The sequence below is a fragment of the Pseudomonas kielensis genome, assembly GCF_030505375.1.
GTDB classification, from domain to species: Bacteria; Pseudomonadota; Gammaproteobacteria; order Pseudomonadales; family Pseudomonadaceae; genus Aquipseudomonas; species Aquipseudomonas kielensis.
On record NZ_CP130043.1, the window covers coordinates 4227258 to 4246571 of the forward strand.

At 60.6% G+C, this 19314-nt stretch carries 17 protein-coding genes and 5 tRNA genes; 13 read left to right on the top strand and 9 right to left on the bottom strand.

The features are described from left to right. The first annotated feature begins 74 nt into the window (after positions 1-74). From Q1W70_RS19750 to Q1W70_RS19760, 3 genes are read left to right on the top strand one after another with little or no spacing between them, the layout of a single operon-like run. Positions 75-1103, top strand: coding sequence for a hypothetical protein (locus Q1W70_RS19750; protein WP_302097794.1), 1029 nt, complete (start codon positions 75-77; stop codon positions 1101-1103). Beyond that, complete coding sequence (locus tag Q1W70_RS19755) at positions 1087-1275, top strand: hypothetical protein (RefSeq protein WP_302097796.1); 189 nt, start codon at positions 1087-1089, stop codon at positions 1273-1275. The genes Q1W70_RS19750 and Q1W70_RS19755 overlap by 17 nt, the downstream gene beginning before the upstream one ends. 14 nt (positions 1276-1289) lie before the next feature. Next, positions 1290-2309 carry an alpha-xenorhabdolysin family binary toxin subunit B gene (locus Q1W70_RS19760; RefSeq protein WP_166589940.1) on the top strand — a complete coding sequence of 340 codons (1020 nt, stop codon included), beginning with the start codon at positions 1290-1292 and terminating at the stop codon, positions 2307-2309. A gap of 81 nt (positions 2310-2390) precedes the next feature. Here Q1W70_RS19760 and Q1W70_RS19765 read toward each other — a convergent pair. Then, positions 2391-2466, bottom strand: a tRNA-Asn gene (locus Q1W70_RS19765). 252 nt (positions 2467-2718) lie between these two features. Between Q1W70_RS19765 and Q1W70_RS19770 the strand changes: the two genes are divergently transcribed. After that, positions 2719-2952 (top strand): hypothetical protein, encoded by a 234-nt coding sequence (locus Q1W70_RS19770; protein WP_095165258.1) that lies wholly within the window; start codon positions 2719-2721, stop codon positions 2950-2952. Positions 2953-2956: 4 nt separating this feature from the next. Here Q1W70_RS19770 and Q1W70_RS19775 read toward each other — a convergent pair whose 3' ends face one another. Both Q1W70_RS19775 and Q1W70_RS19780 read right to left on the bottom strand, forming a co-directional pair. Then, positions 2957-3160: a hypothetical protein gene (locus Q1W70_RS19775; protein WP_166589939.1), complete on the bottom strand. Its 204-nt coding sequence runs from the start codon at positions 3158-3160 to the stop codon at positions 2957-2959. Positions 3161-3354: 194 nt separating this feature from the next. Further along, positions 3355-4551: an amino acid aminotransferase gene (locus Q1W70_RS19780; RefSeq protein WP_166589938.1), complete on the bottom strand. Its 1197-nt coding sequence runs from the start codon at positions 4549-4551 to the stop codon at positions 3355-3357. A gap of 350 nt (positions 4552-4901) precedes the next feature. Between Q1W70_RS19780 and uvrB the strand changes: the two genes are divergently transcribed. After that, positions 4902-6917 carry an excinuclease ABC subunit UvrB gene (gene uvrB / locus Q1W70_RS19785; RefSeq protein WP_166589937.1) on the top strand — a complete coding sequence of 672 codons (2016 nt, stop codon included), beginning with the start codon at positions 4902-4904 and terminating at the stop codon, positions 6915-6917. A 59-nt stretch (positions 6918-6976) separates the two neighbouring features. Here the strand turns inward: uvrB and Q1W70_RS19790 are convergent, their stop codons facing one another. Both Q1W70_RS19790 and Q1W70_RS19795 read right to left on the bottom strand, forming a co-directional pair. After that, positions 6977-8527, bottom strand: a complete 1551-nt coding sequence (locus Q1W70_RS19790) for an MDR family MFS transporter (RefSeq protein ID WP_166589936.1) — start codon at positions 8525-8527, stop codon at positions 6977-6979. Then, positions 8517-9563 (bottom strand): HlyD family secretion protein, encoded by a 1047-nt coding sequence (locus tag Q1W70_RS19795; protein ID WP_166589935.1) that lies wholly within the window; start codon positions 9561-9563, stop codon positions 8517-8519. Before Q1W70_RS19795 ends, Q1W70_RS19790 begins: the two co-directional genes overlap by 11 nt. A 231-nt stretch (positions 9564-9794) precedes the next feature. Here Q1W70_RS19795 and gltX point away from each other — a divergent pair, with 231 nt between their 5' ends. From gltX to Q1W70_RS19835, 8 genes are all read left to right on the top strand, one after another. Continuing rightward, the gene (gene gltX, locus Q1W70_RS19800; RefSeq protein WP_166589934.1) at positions 9795-11276 is read left to right on the top strand and encodes a glutamate--tRNA ligase; all 1482 of its coding nucleotides are present in this window, start codon (positions 9795-9797) and stop codon (positions 11274-11276) included. A gap of 180 nt (positions 11277-11456) precedes the next feature. After that, positions 11457-11532: transfer RNA gene (locus Q1W70_RS19805), tRNA-Ala, on the top strand. A gap of 78 nt (positions 11533-11610) precedes the next feature. Next, positions 11611-11686 (top strand) — tRNA-Glu (locus Q1W70_RS19810). Between the two features lie 53 nt (positions 11687-11739). After that, a tRNA-Ala gene (locus tag Q1W70_RS19815) sits at positions 11740-11815 on the top strand. A gap of 79 nt (positions 11816-11894) precedes the next feature. Beyond that, positions 11895-11970 (top strand) — tRNA-Glu (locus Q1W70_RS19820). A gap of 180 nt (positions 11971-12150) precedes the next feature. Beyond that, on the top strand, positions 12151-12690 hold the full coding sequence (locus Q1W70_RS19825; RefSeq protein WP_166589933.1) for a TetR/AcrR family transcriptional regulator: 540 nt from the start codon (positions 12151-12153) through the stop codon (positions 12688-12690). Between the two features lie 29 nt (positions 12691-12719). Further along, positions 12720-13553: an alpha/beta fold hydrolase gene (locus Q1W70_RS19830; RefSeq protein ID WP_166589932.1), complete on the top strand. Its 834-nt coding sequence runs from the start codon at positions 12720-12722 to the stop codon at positions 13551-13553. Between the two features lie 48 nt (positions 13554-13601). Beyond that, on the top strand, positions 13602-14039 hold the full coding sequence (locus tag Q1W70_RS19835; protein WP_166589931.1) for an acyl-CoA thioesterase: 438 nt from the start codon (positions 13602-13604) through the stop codon (positions 14037-14039). A gap of 70 nt (positions 14040-14109) precedes the next feature. Here Q1W70_RS19835 and nuoN read toward each other — a convergent pair whose 3' ends face one another. From nuoN to nuoK, 4 genes are read right to left on the bottom strand one after another with little or no spacing between them, the layout of a single operon-like run. Beyond that, positions 14110-15573: an NADH-quinone oxidoreductase subunit NuoN gene (nuoN, locus tag Q1W70_RS19840; RefSeq protein WP_159996950.1), complete on the bottom strand. Its 1464-nt coding sequence runs from the start codon at positions 15571-15573 to the stop codon at positions 14110-14112. Between the two features lie 7 nt (positions 15574-15580). Then, positions 15581-17113 carry an NADH-quinone oxidoreductase subunit M gene (nuoM, locus tag Q1W70_RS19845; RefSeq protein ID WP_159996948.1) on the bottom strand — a complete coding sequence of 511 codons (1533 nt, stop codon included), beginning with the start codon at positions 17111-17113 and terminating at the stop codon, positions 15581-15583. Between the two features lie 39 nt (positions 17114-17152). Beyond that, positions 17153-19006, bottom strand: coding sequence for an NADH-quinone oxidoreductase subunit L (gene nuoL / locus Q1W70_RS19850; RefSeq protein ID WP_159996946.1), 1854 nt, complete (start codon positions 19004-19006; stop codon positions 17153-17155). Continuing rightward, entirely contained in the window at positions 19003-19311 is a 309-nt protein-coding gene (gene nuoK, locus Q1W70_RS19855) for an NADH-quinone oxidoreductase subunit NuoK (RefSeq protein WP_093421177.1), read from the bottom strand. The genes nuoL and nuoK overlap by 4 nt, the downstream gene beginning before the upstream one ends. Positions 19312-19314: the final 3 nt, after the last annotated feature.

The following is a 19314-nucleotide window of genomic DNA, read 5'->3' on the forward strand; positions in this document are numbered from 1 at the left end:
TACCATCGGCACTCGACGTTTAATAATCGCAAGGTTGTTGATGCGTTTTCTTGAATTGCCGAGTTGTTTAACGAATGGAAGTCAACGTTATGGAAGATGTGGGCAGTTTTAACGGGGCTGATCGCTCCGACACGAGCGAGCAAGCGCTAAAGGCAGCTGGAGGTGTTGAGGGGCGACGGTTGATCGTGACTTCAGATCAGCTGTTGCAAATAAAACTTTATGTGGAGCAGGGCAAGTTTCTTCCGACGGATCGTGAGGGGATCGAACTCGCACTGGGTGGGATTATTGATCATCCGGATTTCCAGTGGACGGACATTCAGGAGCTGCACACAAAGATCAAGGTCCATGCTGGAACGTGGCTGCCGATTGAAAGCAAGTTGTTGCTGGTGGGAGGTAATTTAGGTGCGTTTGCAAAAACACAGGGCAAATTTGCCGCAGACCTTGTGCAGCAAATCGAAGCCATGCCGATCAGTGAACGGGTCAAGAACTACGGTCCTATCGCAGTGGATGAAACGCCCTTCATTCCGTTTGATCAGCTTGACCGGGCTGTGTACGAAGAGCTTGAAGGGATGTTTCAGGACCTGAAGGAGAGTGTCAATCTGAGCCGTGCGCCTACGGTCGAATTGAAAGAGTCCATTGAGCGTTTTCACCGGGAGTTGAGCGAACAGCTAGTGCCCTCGGTCAAGCTGAAAAGAAACAAGCTCAATACCATCGACTTTGCGGTGGACCTGATCCGGTTTCGCGAATCACTTGCAGAGATCGAGCGTGATATTGCTCAAGCAGAAAAAGAAGTCAGAACGCTGGCGATCCCCAGTGTGCTGAAGGGATTGAATCCTGTTGCTGTTCTGCTGGACTTTATCCTGGTCGGGCCGGAGGAAGCGCTCATGGGGCGGGGTGGGGCTGAGGCGATGAAAAAGTTGCGAACTTTCGAGAAAAAGCGGCGCAGCCTTATCGCGATGATCGACGGTCAGGAAAAGTTGCCTAGTTTAATACTGTCTCACAGTAACTCGTTGGACAATATTTACGGTTTCATGCGAGCGGCGTCCGCAGTCTGCAGAAGCCTTGGTGATGGTGTGGGATTCGGTATTGGCAGAAATAGATAAGTCTGCGAGCGAGCTTTCGCTGATCAAGGAGGGCGTGAGCTTGATACGTTTCAAGCAAAGTTTTATCCGCGGTATTGAGCCGTGGGAGAACGTCAAAGCGCTGGCCGAGTCCCTGTTGCACTCTCTAAACAAGGCCATCGAAGACTTCAATAAACAGCAGTTCGCAAGTTAACCGAGGGAAGGTGTATGAACGAGATAGACAGGATGTCCACTCAAGAGCAGCGCCAGCCGGATTACGCGCTGATGAAACAAAGCAAATACTCAATAAACATGGCCGTTTCGGAGATTTCCCTGGGGTTTGCCGAGTATCTGCAGGCCAGGCTTGGGCGCCTCAATGCAGTGCTCAATGACGCGCATTCAAGCATTTTGCAATCGACGGTCGCCATGATGCCGTTGTTGAGAAATGCCAATTTTTTAAGCTTGAACGCTGAACTCGATCGGCTGGAGAGCGCTCAGGAATTGGATGAGCAGGCGCGGCAGCGGGCCAAGGAAGAGTTGAGAGAGGACTATATAAGCAGTGTCAATGCCGACATGCGGCGTGTCCGGGGTTTCTGGCTTGGCATGACTACGGCGATCAATCAAGTCGACGACATTGAGGTATTGCCCACTGACGAGGCGGGCAGCACGAACTCGGTCAACCTGGAAAATGGCATTCGATTGGCTCTGCAGGATCTGGATACGCGACTGCTTGAATTGGATGAGCAGCGCAAGGACATTGACGAGTGCATCAGGGTGATCGATGACAAGAACCTGTTCGATTACCTATTGCCCTGGATCGCGAGTGATGAAGAGTTGGATGGGCTTGATTTAAGCGCCCCGCAAGTTGAAATGGTGAAACGTGGTGTACGCCTGTTCAGGAAATTGGTCGAACATGCGTCGCAATACATCCGCTACGTCGACATGGTGAAGCTCAGGAATGACCTGAGGATAAAGCGTCAGCACTACCTGGATCAAAAAGACCAGTTGACCAGGTTGTTGACGGACTCGATCAAGCAGGCGCAAGCCTTGAGTCGGGTCACTCGGCTTGATGCGGTACGGCTCGATTACGTGCGGGAGGCTCAGTTGCTGGCTAGGCAGATCGGTGGTTTTGTCACCGCGTTTGATCTGCCGCCGCACACCCCTCTTGAGAGTTTGAGTGCGATTACAGCGCAAGGCGTCGCCTTGCACAAAACCCTTGAACCTATCGCTTCGGCGTGGCGTATTTAGTAGGCCTGCCCGCCGGGCTTTTCTCTCGCCCACAAAAAAGCCCCTGATCGTTCGATTCAGGGGCTTTTTGATCTTGCTGTCTGGCTCCACGACCTGGACTCGAACCAGGGACCCAGTGATTAACAGTCACTTGCTCTACCAACTGAGCTATCGCGGAATGCGCCGTATGTTACTGATTAAAAAGAACAAGTCAACAAAAAATTGAATCTGCAGGGTTTTTTCCGGTGAGTGGTGTCGATTCGTTGCGGGGTGGGCAGTCGGCGGTCATTGGCGGTTACCAGAAACGCAGTAGAGGTCTACCATGGGCCCCCGGGCGTGGTTTCACGCGCTGTCGGCCATTAGCCCACAAGGTAGGCGTCATGACTCAACAACCGCTGTTCTCTCAAATCCTGGCGTGCGGGGTGCACGCATGAGCATTGCCCAGATCAGCCTGCCCAAAGGCGTGGGTGCGCCCGCCGAAAAACTGTTCGAAGCGATCACCCAGGCCGGCACCGCTGAAGAGCTCAATCGTGCCGGGGGCAAGGCCGAGGGGTTTGTGCTGGGGCTGGAAAGCGCCAAGGCGATCAAGAGCCAGGTGGCCGAGGCCTTGTACGTGGCCTATGACGATGCCGCCAGTCAGCGGTCGAGCCAGCTGGCTGGCTGAACCGTCAACCGCCGAAGGTCACGGTGCCGAGCATGAGCTTGGCATACAGCGAAGTGGCGGCCAGTTGCACCAGCCACAGGGCCAGGCCGCCGAGAAACACCCCGCTTGCCACTTGCAGCACCAGGCTGTTGCCACGCTTGGTCGCAGGGCGAGGGGCGAAGTGATCCAGGTCGTCATCGCGGTCGGCGCGTAAATTGTCGTTTTTCATCTCGGCTCTCAAGGGTTTCGAAGTTTTGCTGTGTCTGTGGCAGAGCGCTTCGCGAGCAGACGGAGCGCCGCCCGGCTCGCCTCCACAGTGAGGCGCTCTAGAGTCTAGAGTGTGGAGCCTTGGCGTTGGGTATTATCTGCTCGCAAACAAAAAGGGGAAGCCAAGCGGCTTCCCCTTTTTTATCGAGCTGAGCTTCAGATCACCTGAACGATGGCCTGGGTCACGGCTGCGATGTTGTTCTGGTTCAGCGCGGCCACGCAGATGCGGCCGGTGTCCAGGGCGTAGATGCCGAACTCGTTGCGCAGGCGGGTCACTTGTTCAACGGTCAGGCCGGAGTAGGAGAACATCCCGCACTGGCGGCCGACAAAGCTGAAGTCATGATCTGGGGCGTGCTGGGCCAGCAGGTCCACCATCTGGGTACGCATGCCACGAATGCGCAGGCGCATCTCGGCCAGTTCCTGCTCCCACTGGGCGCGCAGTTCCGGGCTGTTGAGCACGGCGGCAACCACTGCCGCGCCGTGCGTCGGCGGGTTGGAGTAGTTGGTGCGGATCACGCGTTTGACTTGCGACAGCACGCGCGCGCTTTCTTCTTTCGATTCGCTGACGATCGACAGTGCGCCGACGCGCTCGCCGTACAGCGAGAACGATTTGGAGAACGAGCTGGAAACGAAGAAGTTCAGCCCCGACTCGGCGAACAGGCGCACGGCAGCGGCGTCTTCGTCGATGCCGTCGCCAAAGCCCTGGTAGGCCATGTCGAGGAACGGCACGAGGTTTTTCGCCTTGACCACTTCCAGGACGTTTTTCCAGTCCGCCGGGCTCAGGTCGACGCCGGTCGGGTTGTGGCAGCAGGCGTGCAGCACCACGATGGAGTTGGCAGGCAGGGCGTTGAGGTCTTCCAGCAGGCCGACGCGGTTGACGTCATGGGTGGCGGCGTCGTAGTAGCGGTAGTTCTGCACCGGGAAGCCGGCGGTTTCGAACAGCGCGCGGTGGTTTTCCCAGCTCGGGTCGCTGATGGCCACGACGGCGTCCGGCAGCAGTTGCTTGAGGAAATCGGCACCGATTTTCAGCGCGCCGGTACCGCCCACGGACTGGGTGGTGACCACGCGGCCAGCGGCCAGCAGCGGCGAATCAGCGCCAAACAGCAGCTTTTGCACGGCCTGGTCGTAGGCAGCGATGCCGTCGATCGGCAGGTAGCCGCGGGAAGCGTGTTGAGCGGCGCGAGTTGTCTCGGCTTCGACTACGGCGCGCAGGAGTGGAATTCGCCCCTCCTCGTTGCAGTAAACACCGACCCCCAGGTTGACCTTGTTGGTTCGGGTGTCAGCGTTGAATGCTTCGTTGAGGCCCAGGATTGGATCGCGTGGTGCCATTTCGACAGCGGAGAACAGGCTCATTATTGCGGCGGCTCTGAATGGAATGTGGAGGGACGTGTGGCGCTCCAGCCGAATGCACTAGAGCGGTGCACAAACGGGGAGCTAGTATAGAGGCCATCACCGGGCAGGGCGACAGGCGTTTGACCTTTTCCGGCAAGTTTTTCGGTTTATTTGCCAACCGTTAGTCTTATTGTCATGACGGTCTATTACGGGGCATGTAGGACGATTACCTTGAAACTACAGGTATTCGCCACCACATCAACGGTTATCATGATTTTTCCCCGCGACATCCGTCGTCAGCGCTGTTCATCGTGGCTGCCTGGCCCCCCCGCTCAGGCGGGCGTGCGCGCCGCGCAAAACCAGAGGTAGGTATGTCCGAATTCCAGCTAGTCACCCGCTTCGAGCCTGCCGGCGATCAGCCGGAAGCCATCCGCCTGATGGTCGAGGGCATCGAGGCCGGGCTCGCGCACCAGACGCTGCTCGGTGTGACAGGTTCCGGCAAGACCTTCAGCATCGCCAACGTGATCGCTCAGGTGCAGCGTCCGACCCTGGTGCTGGCGCCGAACAAGACCCTGGCCGCGCAGTTGTATGGCGAATTCAAGGCGTTTTTCCCCAACAACGCTGTCGAGTACTTCGTTTCCTACTACGACTACTACCAGCCGGAAGCCTACGTGCCGTCGTCCGACACCTTCATTGAGAAGGACGCCTCGATCAACGACCACATCGAACAGATGCGCCTGTCGGCGACCAAGGCGTTGCTTGAGCGCAAGGACGCGATCATCGTCACCACGGTGTCCTGCATCTACGGCCTGGGTAGCCCGGAAACCTATCTGAAGATGGTCTTGCACATTGATCGTGGCGACAAACTCGATCAGCGTGCCCTGGTCCGCCGCCTGGCCGACCTGCAATACACCCGCAACGACATGGATTTCGCCCGTGCCACCTTCCGCGTGCGCGGCGACGTGATCGATGTCTACCCGGCGGAATCGGACCTGGAAGCGATCCGCATCGAGCTGTTCGATGACGAAGTCGAAAGCCTTTCGGCCTTTGATCCGCTGACCGGGGAGGTGATCCGCAAGCTGCCGCGCTTTACCTTCTACCCCAAGAGCCACTACGTGACGCCCCGTGAAACCCTGCTCGGCGCCATCGAGGGGATCAAGGTCGAGCTGCAGGAGCGTCTCGACTACCTGCGCACCAACAACAAGCTGGTGGAAGCCCAGCGCCTGGAGCAGCGCACCCGGTTTGACCTGGAGATGATCCTGGAGCTGGGCTATTGCAACGGCATCGAAAACTACTCGCGCTACCTGTCCGGCCGTGAATCTGGCCAGGCGCCACCGACCTTGTTCGACTACTTGCCGGCCGATGCCTTGCTGGTGATCGACGAGTCCCACGTCAGCGTGCCGCAGGTGGGTGCGATGTATAAGGGCGACCGTTCACGCAAGGAAACCCTGGTGGAATACGGGTTCCGCCTGCCTTCGGCGCTGGATAACCGGCCGATGCGCTTCGATGAGTTCGAAAGCATCAGTCCGCAGACGATTTTCGTCTCGGCCACCCCGGGTAACTACGAAGCCGAACACGCCGGGCGCGTGGTCGAGCAAGTGGTGCGTCCGACCGGCCTGGTGGACCCGCAGATCGAAATCCGCCCGGCGCTGACCCAGGTCGACGACCTGCTGTCGGAGATCACCAAACGGGTAGCGCTGGAGGAGCGGGTGCTGGTCACCACGCTGACCAAGCGCATGTCCGAAGACCTCACCGACTACCTGGCCGACCACGGTGTGCGCGTGCGTTATCTGCACTCGGACATCGACACCGTGGAGCGGGTGGAGATCATCCGCGACTTGCGCCTGGGCACTTTCGACGTGTTGGTGGGGATCAACCTGTTGCGTGAAGGCCTGGACATGCCGGAAGTGTCGCTGGTGGCGATTCTCGATGCCGACAAGGAAGGCTTCCTGCGTTCCGAGCGCTCGCTGATCCAGACCATCGGCCGCGCCGCGCGTAACCTCAACGGCCGGGCGATTCTGTATGCCGACCGCATCACGGGTTCGATGGAGCGGGCGATCGGCGAGACCGAACGTCGTCGTGACAAGCAGATCGCGTTCAACCTGGCCAACGGCATCACCCCCAAAGGGGTGTTCAAGGATGTTGCCGACATCATGGAAGGCGCCACCGTGCCGGGTTCGCGCAGCAAGAAGCGCAAGGGCATGGCCAAGGCGGCCGAGGAAAGCGCCAAGTACGAAAACGAACTGCGCTCGCCGAGCGAGATCACCAAGCGCATTCGCCAGTTGGAAGAGAAGATGTACCAGCTCGCCCGCGACCTGGAGTTCGAAGCCGCAGCCCAGACCCGCGACGAAATCGCCAAGATGCGCGAGCGGTTGCTGGCGGTCTGATCCTCGGCGCCTGACAGGGCCTCATCGCGGGCAAGCCCGCCAGTGCGCTATAAATTCAACTAGTGCGCCTCTCCAGCCTTGATCCCCGCCGGCAACGCCTTGGTCAGCAGAATCGCCAGCATGCTCACCCCCAGCGCAATCCCGACAAAATGAAAGGCGTCGTTGTACGCCATGATCGATGCCTGCTGATGGGCAATCTCGCTGAGCTTGCCCAGCGCGGCCGTCTCGCTGCCAAAGCGGTCGGTCAGGCTGGTCAGGCGCTCGGCCACTTGCGGGTTGGTTGGCACGATGGCTTCGCGCAAGTAATCGAAGTAGGTCTTGGTCCGCGCATCCAGCAGGGTGGCGAGCAGGGCGATGCCGATGGCGCCACCGAGGTTGCGCAGGATGTTGAACAGGCTCGACGCCGAGCCGGCATCCTCGGGCAGGATGTAGGCGGTGGCGATCAGCGAGATGGTGACCATGATCAGCGGCTGCCCCAGTGCCCGGATGATCTGGATCTGGTTGAACTGCGGCCCGGCAAAGTCCGGGTTCAGCACCCCCGACGAAAAGCTCGCCAGGCCGAACAGGCCAAAACCCAGGGTACACAGCCACTTCGGTGAGATGTACTTCATCAGCTTGGGCACCAGCGGAATCAGAAACAGCTGGGGCACGCCCATCCACATGATCACTTCACCGATCTGCAGGGCGTTGTAGTTCTGGATCTGCGCCAGGTACAGCGGCAGCAGGTAGATCGAGCCATACAGCCCCACCCCCATGCCCAGGCTGGAGATACTCGACAGGCCGAAGTTGCGGTTGCGCAGGATGCCCAGGTTGATCAGCGGGTTGGGCTTGGACACCTGGACGATGACAAAGGTGATCAGGCTGACCAGGGCAATGCTGCCCAGGGTGACGATCAGGCTCGACTCCAGCCAGTCCTTGCGATGGCCTTCCTCGAGGAACACCTGCAGGCAGCCCAGGCCGACGCCCAGGGTGAGGATGCCGGTGTAATCGGTGCTCTTGAGCAGTTCCCAGTGCGCCTCTTTCTTCTCCAGGCCATACATCAGGCCGGCAATCATGATCATGCCGGGCGGGATGTTGATGTAGAAGATGTACTCCCAGCCCCAGTTTTCCGTGAGCCAGCCACCCAGGGTCGGGCCGATGGAGGGGGCGAAGGTGGCGGTCATGGCGAACATGGCCATGCCTTTGGCGCGATGGTGTTCGGGCAGCTTGATCAGCGTCAGGGTGAACGCCAGGGGGATCAGCGCGCCGCCGGTAAAACCCTGCAAGGCGCGGAACACGATCATGCTTTCCAGACTCCAGGCCATGGAGCAGAGCAGGGAGGCGAACAGGAAACCGACCGAGACCCAGACCGCCAGGCGGCGTGCCGAGAGCAACTGCACCAGCCAGGCGGTGAGGGGGATCATGATGATTTCCGCCACCAGGTAGGAGGTGGAAATCCACGAGCCTTCCTCAAGCGTCGCCGACAGCGCGCCCTGGATGTCCTTGAGCGAGGAGTTGGTGATCTGGATGTCGAGTACCGCCATGAAGGCGCCGAGCATCACGCTCATGACTGCAATCCAGTCCCGCCGGGTCGGTTCGCCGACCGGGCGGATCAGTTGATCACCGGCCATCGACAGGGTCTTTGATGTTCACTTTGACGGTGACCGACATGCCTGGACGGATCTTGCCGTGCAGCGGGTTATCCGCGGCAAACGTCAGCTTCACCGGAATCCGTTGCACCACCTTGGTGAAGTTGCCGGTGGCATTGTCTGGCGGCAGCAGGCTGAACTGGGCGCCGGAGGCGGCGAACAGGCTGTCGACCCGGGCGTCGATCGGGGTGTCGCCGTAGGCATCAAAAATCAACTCGGCCTTTTGCCCAGGCTGCATGTGGCCGATCTGGGTTTCCTTGAAGTTGGCCTGAATCCAGATGTCCTGGTCCGGGACGATCGACAGCAGGTACGCGCCGGCTTGCACCACCTGGCCGTTGCGCGCTGCGCGTTGGCCGACCAGGCCGCTGATGGGCGAGTGGATCTCGCTGCGGGTCAGGTTCAGCTCGGCCTGGGCCAGGTCGGCCTGGGCATTGGCGATCTGCGCGTCGAGGCGCTTGATCTCGGCGCTCAGGGCGTTGACCTGTTGGCGCTGTGCCTGGGCGTCGGCCTGGGCCTTGGTGACCTGGGAGCGAGCGATATGGTTTTCCGCCGACAGGGTGGTGACCCGTTCTTCCGAGACGTAGCCGGGCTTGCGCAGGGTTTCGGCGCGGGACAGATCAATTTGCGAACGCCCCAGGCTGGCCTGGCTGGAGGCGACCTGGGCTTCGCTGGAGGCGATCAGGCTGGCTTGCTGGGTCAGTTTGCTCTGGGCTTGCAGGCGCTCGGCCTGGCGGGTGGCGAGGGCGGCGGCAGCACGGTCGACGGCAAGGCGGAAGTCCTCACCTTCGAGGCGGATCAGCAGCTGGCCTTTTTCCACGTGCTGGTTGTCCTGCACCAACACCTCGTCGATGCGTGCGCTCAACTGGCTGGAAACGCGGGTGATTTCACCCTGCACATAGGCGTTATCGGTGCTTTCGTAAAACCGTCCCTTGAAAAACCACTCGGAAAAAAAGCCGCCGGCGACCAGCAGGACGATAAACAGGAAGATAAACAGGCGACGCTTGAGTTGGGCAGGCATGGGCAGCTTGTAGTCGATAAAGTGTAAGGAAATTTAACAGCTGGTGAATCTGGCACATAGCCGACAGGTGGTAAATGCCACCCATTGATATTCAGGCATTTGCCGCTGTTAGCGCCTTTTGTGGCCTCAATCTTGGCTTATATGCCCTGCTCACTGGAGCCGGGCGGGTGTCGCCTGTTACCATTCGCCCTTTGTTTCATCTCCGCTTTTCATCATCTTTCGAGACACGCCATGACCACCGTCCGCACTCGCATCGCGCCATCGCCTACCGGCGATCCCCATGTCGGCACCGCTTACATCGCTTTGTTCAACTACTGCTTTGCCAAGCAGCATGGCGGTGAGTTCATCCTGCGCATCGAAGACACCGATCAGTTGCGCTCGACCCGCGAGTCCGAACAGCAGATTTTTGATGCCTTGCGCTGGCTGGGCATCGACTGGGCTGAAGGCCCGGACGTCGGCGGCCCGCACGGCCCGTACCGGCAGAGCGAGCGGGGCGAGATCTACCAGAAGTACTGCCAGCAGCTCGTAGACATGGGGCATGCGTTCCCATGCTTCTGCACTGCCGAGGAACTGGACCAGATGCGCGCCGAGCAAATGGCTCGCGGCGAGACCCCGCGCTACGACGGTCGGGCGCTGCTGCTGTCCAAGGAAGAAGTGGCGCGCCGCCTGGCCGCTGGCGAACCCCACGTGATCCGCATGAAGGTGCCGACCGAAGGTGTCTGCGTGGTGCCGGACATGCTGCGTGGCGACGTCGAGATCCCGTGGGATCGCATGGACATGCAAGTGCTGATGAAGACCGACGGCCTGCCGACCTACTTCCTGGCCAACGTGGTCGATGACCACCTGATGGGCATCACCCACGTCCTGCGCGGCGAAGAGTGGCTGCCATCGGCGCCGAAACTGATCCTGCTGTACGAATACTTCGGCTGGGAGCAGCCGGAGCTGTGCTACATGCCGCTGCTGCGCAATCCGGACAAGAGCAAGCTGTCCAAGCGCAAGAACCCGACCTCGGTGACCTTCTACGAGCGCATGGGCTTCATGCCGGAAGCGATGCTCAACTACCTGGGGCGCATGGGCTGGTCGATGCCGGACGAGCGCGAGAAGTTCTCCCTGCAAGAGATGGTCGACAACTTCGACCTCAAGCGCGTGTCCCTGGGCGGGCCGATCTTCGACATCGAGAAGCTGTCCTGGCTCAACGGCCAGTGGCTGCGTGACCTGCCGGTGGAAGAGTTCGCCAGCCGCCTGCAGACCTGGGCGCTGAACCCTGAGTACATGATGAAGATCGCGCCCCACGTGCAGGGCCGGGTGGAAACCTTCAGCCAGGTGGCACCGCTCGCCGGGTTCTTCTTCGCCGGTGGCGTCAACCCGGATGCCAAGCTGTTCGAATCCAAGAAGCTCTCGGGCGACCAGGTGCGCCAGTTGATGCAGTTGATCCTGTGGAAGCTGGAGAGCCTGCGCCAGTGGCAGAAGGACAACATCACCGCGACGATTCAGGCGGTCGTCGAATCCCTTGAGCTGAAGCTGCGCGATGCCATGCCGTTGATGTTCGCCGCGATCACCGGTCAGGCGAGCTCGGTGTCGGTGCTCGACGCCATGGAAATCCTCGGCCCGGACCTGACCCGTTTCCGTCTGCGCCAGGCCATCGACCTGCTCGGTGGCGTGTCGAAGAAAGAAAACAAGGAGTGGGAAAAGCTGTTGGCCGCGATCGCCTGATTCCCAGCAGCAGCTCCTGCCAGGCCTTTGGCCTGCGCCAAACCCCCGGATTTCCGGGGGGAGGGCGGTAAGTGATTGTAATGTCGGCAAAAAATTTTAAATTTTTTGAAAAATAAGTTTGACAGGCATCCGATACGCCCTTAAGATTCGCCCCGTCCTCAGCGATGACATCAACGATGAGGGGCTATAGCTCAGCTGGGAGAGCGCTTGCATGGCATGCAAGAGGTCGACGGTTCGATCCCGTCTAGCTCCACCAATTTACACTTCAAGGTCTGGCCACACCGGCCTTGAAGCGATCAACACTCAGCGTTGATCAGTTGTATAGAAGGTTTGTGTCCCCTTCGTCTAGTGGCCTAGGACACCGCCCTTTCACGGCGGTAACAGGGGTTCGAGTCCCCTAGGGGACGCCAGTTTTACAGAAGTGATGTTGCAAGATGTCACTCCGCCGCGAGGCGAAAAATCTGGGGCTTTAGCTCAGCTGGGAGAGCGCCTGCATGGCATGCAGGAGGTCAGCGGTTCGATCCCGCTAAGCTCCACCAATTTTACACTTCAAGGTCTGGCCACACCGGCCTTGAAGCGATCAGTACTCAGCGCTGATCAGTGTATAGAAGGGTTTGCGTCCCCTTCGTCTAGTGGCCTAGGACACCGCCCTTTCACGGCGGTAACAGGGGTTCGAGTCCCCTAGGGGACGCCACGATTACCCGCTCTGCGGGATTTTATAAGGGTCATTCAATTATTGAATGGCCCTTTTGTTTGTCTGGCGTTTGGCCAATTCCCCAATTCCCCCTCTGCTCTTCTGACCAACGGTCAAATCCAACCCTTGCGTAAATTTATTATGAGAATAATATTTCCATCGTAATATTCGGAGGTAACGATGAACGACAAAAAAGCTCAAACCCGTGAACGCATTCTCCAGGCCGCCAGCTCTGCGCTGATTCAACGTGGCCCGGCGGAACCGAGCGTGGGCGAAGTGATGGGTGCGGCCGGCCTGACTGTCGGCGGCTTCTATGCGCACTTCGAAAGCAAGGACGCGATGATGCTGGAAGCCTTCACCCAGTTGCTCGGCCAGCGTCGGGCGTTGATCGCCGACATGGATGCCGAGCTGACCGGGGAAGAGCGCCGGGCGTTGGTCGCGGCGTTCTACCTGTCGCGCAAACACCGCGACTCCACCGAAAATGCCTGCCCGATTCCGGCGTCGGTGGGGGAGCTGGGCCGCCTGCCGGATGACTTCCGGGTGGCCCTGAACGAGCACGTCGAGCTGATGGTCGCGCAGTTGGCCAACAGCCCGGAAGACGCCGACAAGGTCCTGGCAGACCTGGCGCTGATGGTGGGAGGTCTGGCTCTGGCGCGAGCGCTGGGAGCCGGTGAGTTGTCTGATCGATTGCTGCGTGCCGCCAAGTCGGCGGTGCTGTGACCTGAAGCGTTGGCCTTTGGAGATGAGCGATGAGCACCTTGAGTTGGGTTCGCGGCGTTAACGGCACGTTGGGCTGGGTGGCGCCGAAGTTGATTGCGAGCAAGATGCGGCAGGTGTTCATGACGCCCCGTGAATTGCCGCCCCGTGACTGGGAAATGCCGCTGCTGGCCAGCGCCGAGCGCATCACCTTGCGCTTTGGGCTCTCGGCCTTGCGCTGGGGGCAGGGCCCGGCGGTGTTACTGATGCACGGCTGGGAAGGGCGGCCGACCCAGTTCGCCAGCCTGATCACCGCCCTGGTGGACGCCGGTTATACGGTGGTCGCCCTGGACGGTCCTGCCCACGGCCGTTCGCCGGGGCGCGAGGCCAACGTCGTGATGTTCGCCCGCGCCATGCTCGAAGCCGCGGCCGAGTTGCCGCCCCTGCAAGGGGTCATCGGTCACTCCATGGGCGGCGCCAGTGCGATGCTGGCAGTGCAACTGGGGCTGCGCACCGAAACCCTGGTGAGTATCGCGGCACCGGCGCGGATTCTGGGCGTGCTGCGCGGTTTTGCCCGCTACGTCGGAATGCCGCCCAGGGCGCGCTCGGCGTTTATCCGGCAAATTGAAAAGGATGTGGGGTTTTCGGCTTCAAGGCTCGATGTCGCCCACTATCAGCTGGATATGCCCGGGCTGATCGTACATGCCGAGGACGATATCTTCGTCCCGGTGAGCGAGTCGCAACTGATCCACGAGGCCTGGTTCGACAGTCGTCTGTTGCGCCTGGAGGAGGGCGGACATCAGCGGGTGCTGGCCGACTCGCGAGTGATCGACGGGGTGCTGGGCTTGCTCGCGGGTCGCAGCCTGCAGACGCGGCAATCGGCCTGATCATCCGTTACACTGCTCCCGGTCGAATAATCGGACCGGGAGCGAGGCATGGGCTGGGATCGGGCAACACCCTTTGTGATTGACCTGCAGGTGGCCGCAGAGGACATCGACGGGCTGGGACACGCCAACAACGCGGTGTATGTCACCTGGCTCGAACGTTGCGCCTGGCGCCACTCACAGCGCCTTGGGCTGGACCTGGTGGAGTATCGACGGTTGGACCGGGCCATGGCCGTGGTCCGCCACGAGATCGATTACCTGGCGGCGGCCTATGAGGGTGACGAGCTGCAGTTGGCGACCTGGATCGTCGACTGGGACCAGCGCCTGAAAATGACCCGGCATTTCCAGCTGGTTCGCCCCAGCGACAACGCGACCCTGCTGCGCGCGCAAACCACCTTTGTCTGTATCGAACTGTCCAGCGGCAGGCCCAAGCGCATGCCCGCCGAGTTCATCGAAGGCTACGGTCCAGCGTTGCACGTCCCCGCCTGAACGGATTGATGGAATGCAAAAACGGCACCCGAGGGTGCCGTTTTTTTGTTGCTGCGTTTCGCTTGAGCGATCAGCCCGCCAGGCCGGCTTGCTGGACCAGGGTCAGCAGCGGTTGCGGGTAGACGCCCAGGAAGAACGCCAGGGCGGCGATGGCCAGCAGCATTACGCCACCTGCCTTTTGCTCCCAGTGCAGCTGTGCGTCGACGCGGCGCAGGTTAGGCTCGATCAGGAACAGGGTAACCATCACGCGCAGGTAGTAGAACACGCCGATGGCGCTACCCAGCACCAGCGAACCGACCAGCCACCATTGGTGCGCTTCGACACCGGTGGCAATGATGTAGAACTTGCCGATGAAGCCAGCGGTCAGCGGAATGCCGGCCAGGGACAGCATCATCACGGTCAGCACGGCGGTCAGGTACGGACGGCGCCAGAACAGGCCGCGGTACTCGTACAGGGCGTCGGCGTCACGGCCTTTGTATGGCGAGGACATCAGGGTGATCACGCCGAACGCGCCAAGGCTGGTGATCACGTAGGTGACCAGGTACACGCCGATGGCTTCCAGGGCCAGGCCCTTGCTCGCCACCAGGGCAATCAGCAGGTAGCCGAAGTGGGCAATGGAGGAGTAACCCAGCAGACGCTTGAGGTTGCTCTGGGTCAGTGCCAACAGGTTACCGAACAGGATCGAGGCAATCGCGATCACGGTCAGGACGTTGCTCAGCACGGCGGTGTTGGCAGCTGGGGATATCTGGAACAGACGCACCATGACCGCAAACACTGCAACTTTCGAGGCAGTCGCCAGGAACGCGGCGACAGGGGCGGGAGCACCTTCGTACACGTCCGGCGTCCACAAGTGGAAAGGCACCAGGGACAGTTTGAACGCCAGGCCCACCAGCATCATCGCCATGCCCAGTTGCGCCAGCGGGCTGGCCGCGCCGCTGGCGGCCAGGGCGTGACCGATACCGCTGAAGCTCAGGCTGCCAGCATCGGCATAGAGCAGCGCCATGCCGAACAACAGGAACGCGGAACCGGCAGCCGACAGCACCATGTACTTGATGCCGGCTTCCAGGGAGCGCTTGTTGAAGAAGGCGTAGGCCACCAGACCGTAGACCGGTACCGAGAGCAGCTCCAGGCCGATGAACAAGCCGGCCAGGTGTTGCGCGCTGACCAGCACGATACCGCCGGCCGCAGCCAGCAGGATCAGCAGGTACAGCTCTTCGCGGTTGCCCGGGTAGCCAGTGCCGCCTTCGCCGAGGTAGGCGTGGGCGAGGGTGACGCAGGCCAGGGTCGCCACAAGGATCAGTGCGATGTACAGCAGCGCGAAGTTGTCGACCAGCATCAGCGGGGTGACGACCAGCGGCGCGACCTTGAGTGCCGGCAGGATAGACAGCAAGGCCAGGTTAAGACCCGCCACCGAGAGCAGGAAAGTCTGTGAGTGGTTGCGGCGCCATGCGATAGCCAGCATCACCACAATCACGGTGAGGCTGGTGATCAACAGTGGCGCTAGCGCGATAAAGTGTTGAATCGTGAATTCCATAGCGCTCTTACCGGGCCGAAGCGAGTTGAGTGAAGGCGGTACCGAGCCATTGCTGCACACCATGCATCGTCGCAGCAGAGGTATCGAGGAACGGTTGCGGGTAGACGCCGAGGTAGATCAGCAGTACCGCAAGGCCGAGCACCATGATCAGTTCGCGAGCATCCATACCGTGCAGCACCGCGTCCGACTTGGACGGGCCGAAGTAGGCACGGTGGATCATGATCAGCGAGTAGACCGAACCGAACACCAGGCCGGAGGTGGCAATCGCGGTGATCCATGGCGCACTGGCGAACGTGCCGATCAGGATCAGGAACTCACCGACGAAGTTGCCGGTACCTGGCAGGCCCAGGGAAGCGGCTGCGAAGAACAGGCTGATGGCCGGCAGGTAGGCGATCTTCGACCACAGGCCACCCATTTCACGCATGTCGCGGGTGTGGGTGCGCTCGTACAGCTGGCCGCTGAGGATAAACAGTGCCGCCGCGGACAGGCCGTGGGCAAGCATCTGGATCACGGCGCCTTGCAGGGCCAGCTGGCTGCCGGAGTAGATACCGATCAGCACGAAGCCCATGTGCGAGACGCTGGAGAACGCGATCAGGCGCTTGATGTCGGTCTGGGCAAATGCCAGGAACGCACCGTAGAAGATCCCGACCAGGCCCAGGGCCATGGCGATCGGCGCGAACTCGGCCGAGGCGTTCGGGAACAGCGGCAGGGCGAAACGCAGCAGGCCGTAGGCCGCGGTTTTCAGCAAGATACCGGCAAGGTCGACGGAGCCTGCGGTCGGCGCCTGGGCGTGAGCGTCAGGCAGCCAGGAGTGGAACGGCACCACGGGCAGCTTGACCGCGAAGGCGATGAAGAAGCCGAGCATCAGGATGTACTCGGTGGTCATCGACATCTTGGTTTTCAACAGGTCGGCGTAGTTGAACGTAATCACGCCTGTGCTGTTGAAGTTGACCAGTACCAGACCGAGGATCGCCACCAGCATGATCAGGCCGGAAGCCTGAGTGAAGATGAAGAACTTGGTCGCCGCGTAGATCCGGGTTTTCTTGCCGTCCGAAGAACTGTGACCCCAGAGCGCGATGAGGAAGTACATCGGCACCAGCATCATTTCCCAGAAGAAGAAGAACATGAACAGGTCCAGCGCGAGGAACACGCCGACAACGCCGCCCAGGATCCACATCAGGTTCAGGTGGAAGAAACCCACGTGACGCTGAATCTCTTTCCACGAGCAGAGTACCGAGAGGATACCCAGCAGGCCGGTCAGCAGGATCATCAACAGCGACAGGCCGTCGAGGGCCAGGTGCACGTTGATGCCAAAACGCTCGATCCAGACGTGCTTGAACTCAAGCGCCCAAGTCGGATCGGCGCCAGGTGCCGGAGCAAATGAATAGTCACCGTGGGCCCACAGCCAGAGGCCGAGGGCGAGTTCCAGGGTCATGGTCAACAGCGCAATCCAGCGTGGGAGGGTGGCGCCGAAGCGCTCACCCATCCAGCACAACAGGCCGCCGATGAAGGGGATCAGGATTAGCCAAGGCAGAATCATGACGGGCTCGTTTCCTTTCGCAAATTCGCAAGGTTCATATCAGACCGCTACCAGCACGATGGCGCCGATAACCAGCACGGCACCAGCAGCCATCGAGGCGGCGTACCAACGCAGTTGACCCGTCTCGGTGCGGCTCAGGGAGTTGTGACCCCCTTTGGCCAGACGCGGGATCAAACCGATGGTTTGGTCGAACGGGTCTTTGCGCAGCAGGTGACTGATCGCCAGGTACGGCTTGACGAACAGCTTGTCGTAGATCCAGTCGAAGCCCCAGGCGGCGAACCACCAGGCCGAGAGCAGACGGCCGATGCCGCTGTTGGCGATGGCCGTGACAAACCGACGCTTGCCCAGGAACAGCAGCGCGGCCAGCAGGATACCGGACAGAGCGATGGCGCCCGAGGCGATTTCCAGGCTGTGCTTGGCTTCGCCACCGGCATGCCCGACGCTTTGCGGCAGGACACCGTGCAGCGGCGGCACGATCATCGCGCCAATGGCAGTCGACAGCACGATCAGCACCGACAGTGGCAGCCAGTGGGCAATGCCGTGGCCGGCGTGGGCTTCGGTCTTCGCTTCACCGTGGAACGCGATGAAGATCAGGCGGAAGGTGTACAGCGAGGTCATGAATGCACCCACCAGACCTGCGTACAGCAGGGCGTGGTTGCCGCTGGCAAAGGCTTCCCAGAGGATTTCGTCTTTCGAGTAGAAACCTGCGGTCACCAGTGGCAGGGCCGCCAGGGCCGCGCCGCCGACGATGAAGCTGGCGTAGGCCAGTGGCAGTTTTTTCCACAGGCCGCCCATCTTGAAGATGTTCTGCTCGTGGTGGCAGGCCACGATCACCGCACCGGACGCGAGGAACAGCAGCGCCTTGAAGAAGGCGTGGGTCATCAGGTGGAAGATCGCGCCGTCCCAGGCACCGACGCCCAGGGCCAGGAACATGTAGCCGATCTGGCTCATGGTCGAGTAGGCGAGGATACGCTTGATGTCGGTCTGGACCAGGGCTGCGAAACCCGCCAGCACCAGGGTCACACCGCCGACGATGCCGACCAGTTGCAGAATGTCCGGCGCCAGGGCAAACAGACCGTGGGTACGGGCAATCAGGTAGACACCGGCGGTGACCATGGTCGCGGCGTGGATCAGTGCCGAAACCGGGGTCGGGCCGGCCATTGCGTCCGCCAACCAGGTTTGCAGCGGCAGTTGGGCCGATTTACCGACCGCGCCACCCAGCAGCATCAGGGTCGCCAACACGATCCAGAAGTCGCCGGCCTGGAATTTCTGCGGTGCCAGCACCAGCAGTTCCTGGATGTTCAGCGTGCCCACCTGTTGGAACAGGATGAACAGGCCGATGGCCATGAACACGTCGCCGATACGGGTGACGATGAACGCCTTGAGTGCCGCGTTACCGTTGTTGCGGTTGCTGTAGTAGAAACCGATCAACAGGTAGGAGCACAGGCCCACGCCTTCCCAGCCGAAGTACAGGAACAGCAGGTTATCGCCCAGCACCAGGAACAGCATGCTGGCGATAAACAGGTTGGTGTAGGCGAAGAAGCGCGAGTAACCGGCTTCACCGCGCATGTACCAGGACGCGAACAGGTGGATCAGGAAGCCCACACCCACCACGACGCCGAGCATGGTGACCGACAGGCCATCCAGGTACAGGGCGAAGTTGGGGGTGAAACCTTCCACCGCCATCCACTGCCACAACACCTGGGTGTAGTGGCCGCCTTCAGGCGGTGCGACGTTGAACTGCCAGATTACGTAGGCAGTGACGATCGCCGAGAGGCCGATGGAGCCGACGCCGATCAGTGCCGCGAGGTTTTCCGAGATGCGTCCGCGGGAGAACGACAGCAGCAGGAACCCGATCAGGGGGAATACGAAAGTCAGGAAGAGTAGGTTCATCCGCGCATCTCACTGGCAGCGTCGATATCGAGCGTGTGGAAGCGGCGATACAGTTGCAGCAGGATCGCCAGGCCAATACTGGCCTCGGCGGCTGCCAGGCTGATCACCAGGATGAACATGACTTGTCCATCCGGCTGGCCCCAACGTGCACCGGCAACGATGAATGCCAGGGCAGCGGCGTTCATCATCACTTCCAGGCTCATCAACACGAAAAGAATGTTGCGGCGGACCATCAGGCCGACCAGGCCGAGGCAGAACAGGATGCCGGCGACGGCCAGTCCATGCTCTAAAGGGATAGCAGGCATGAA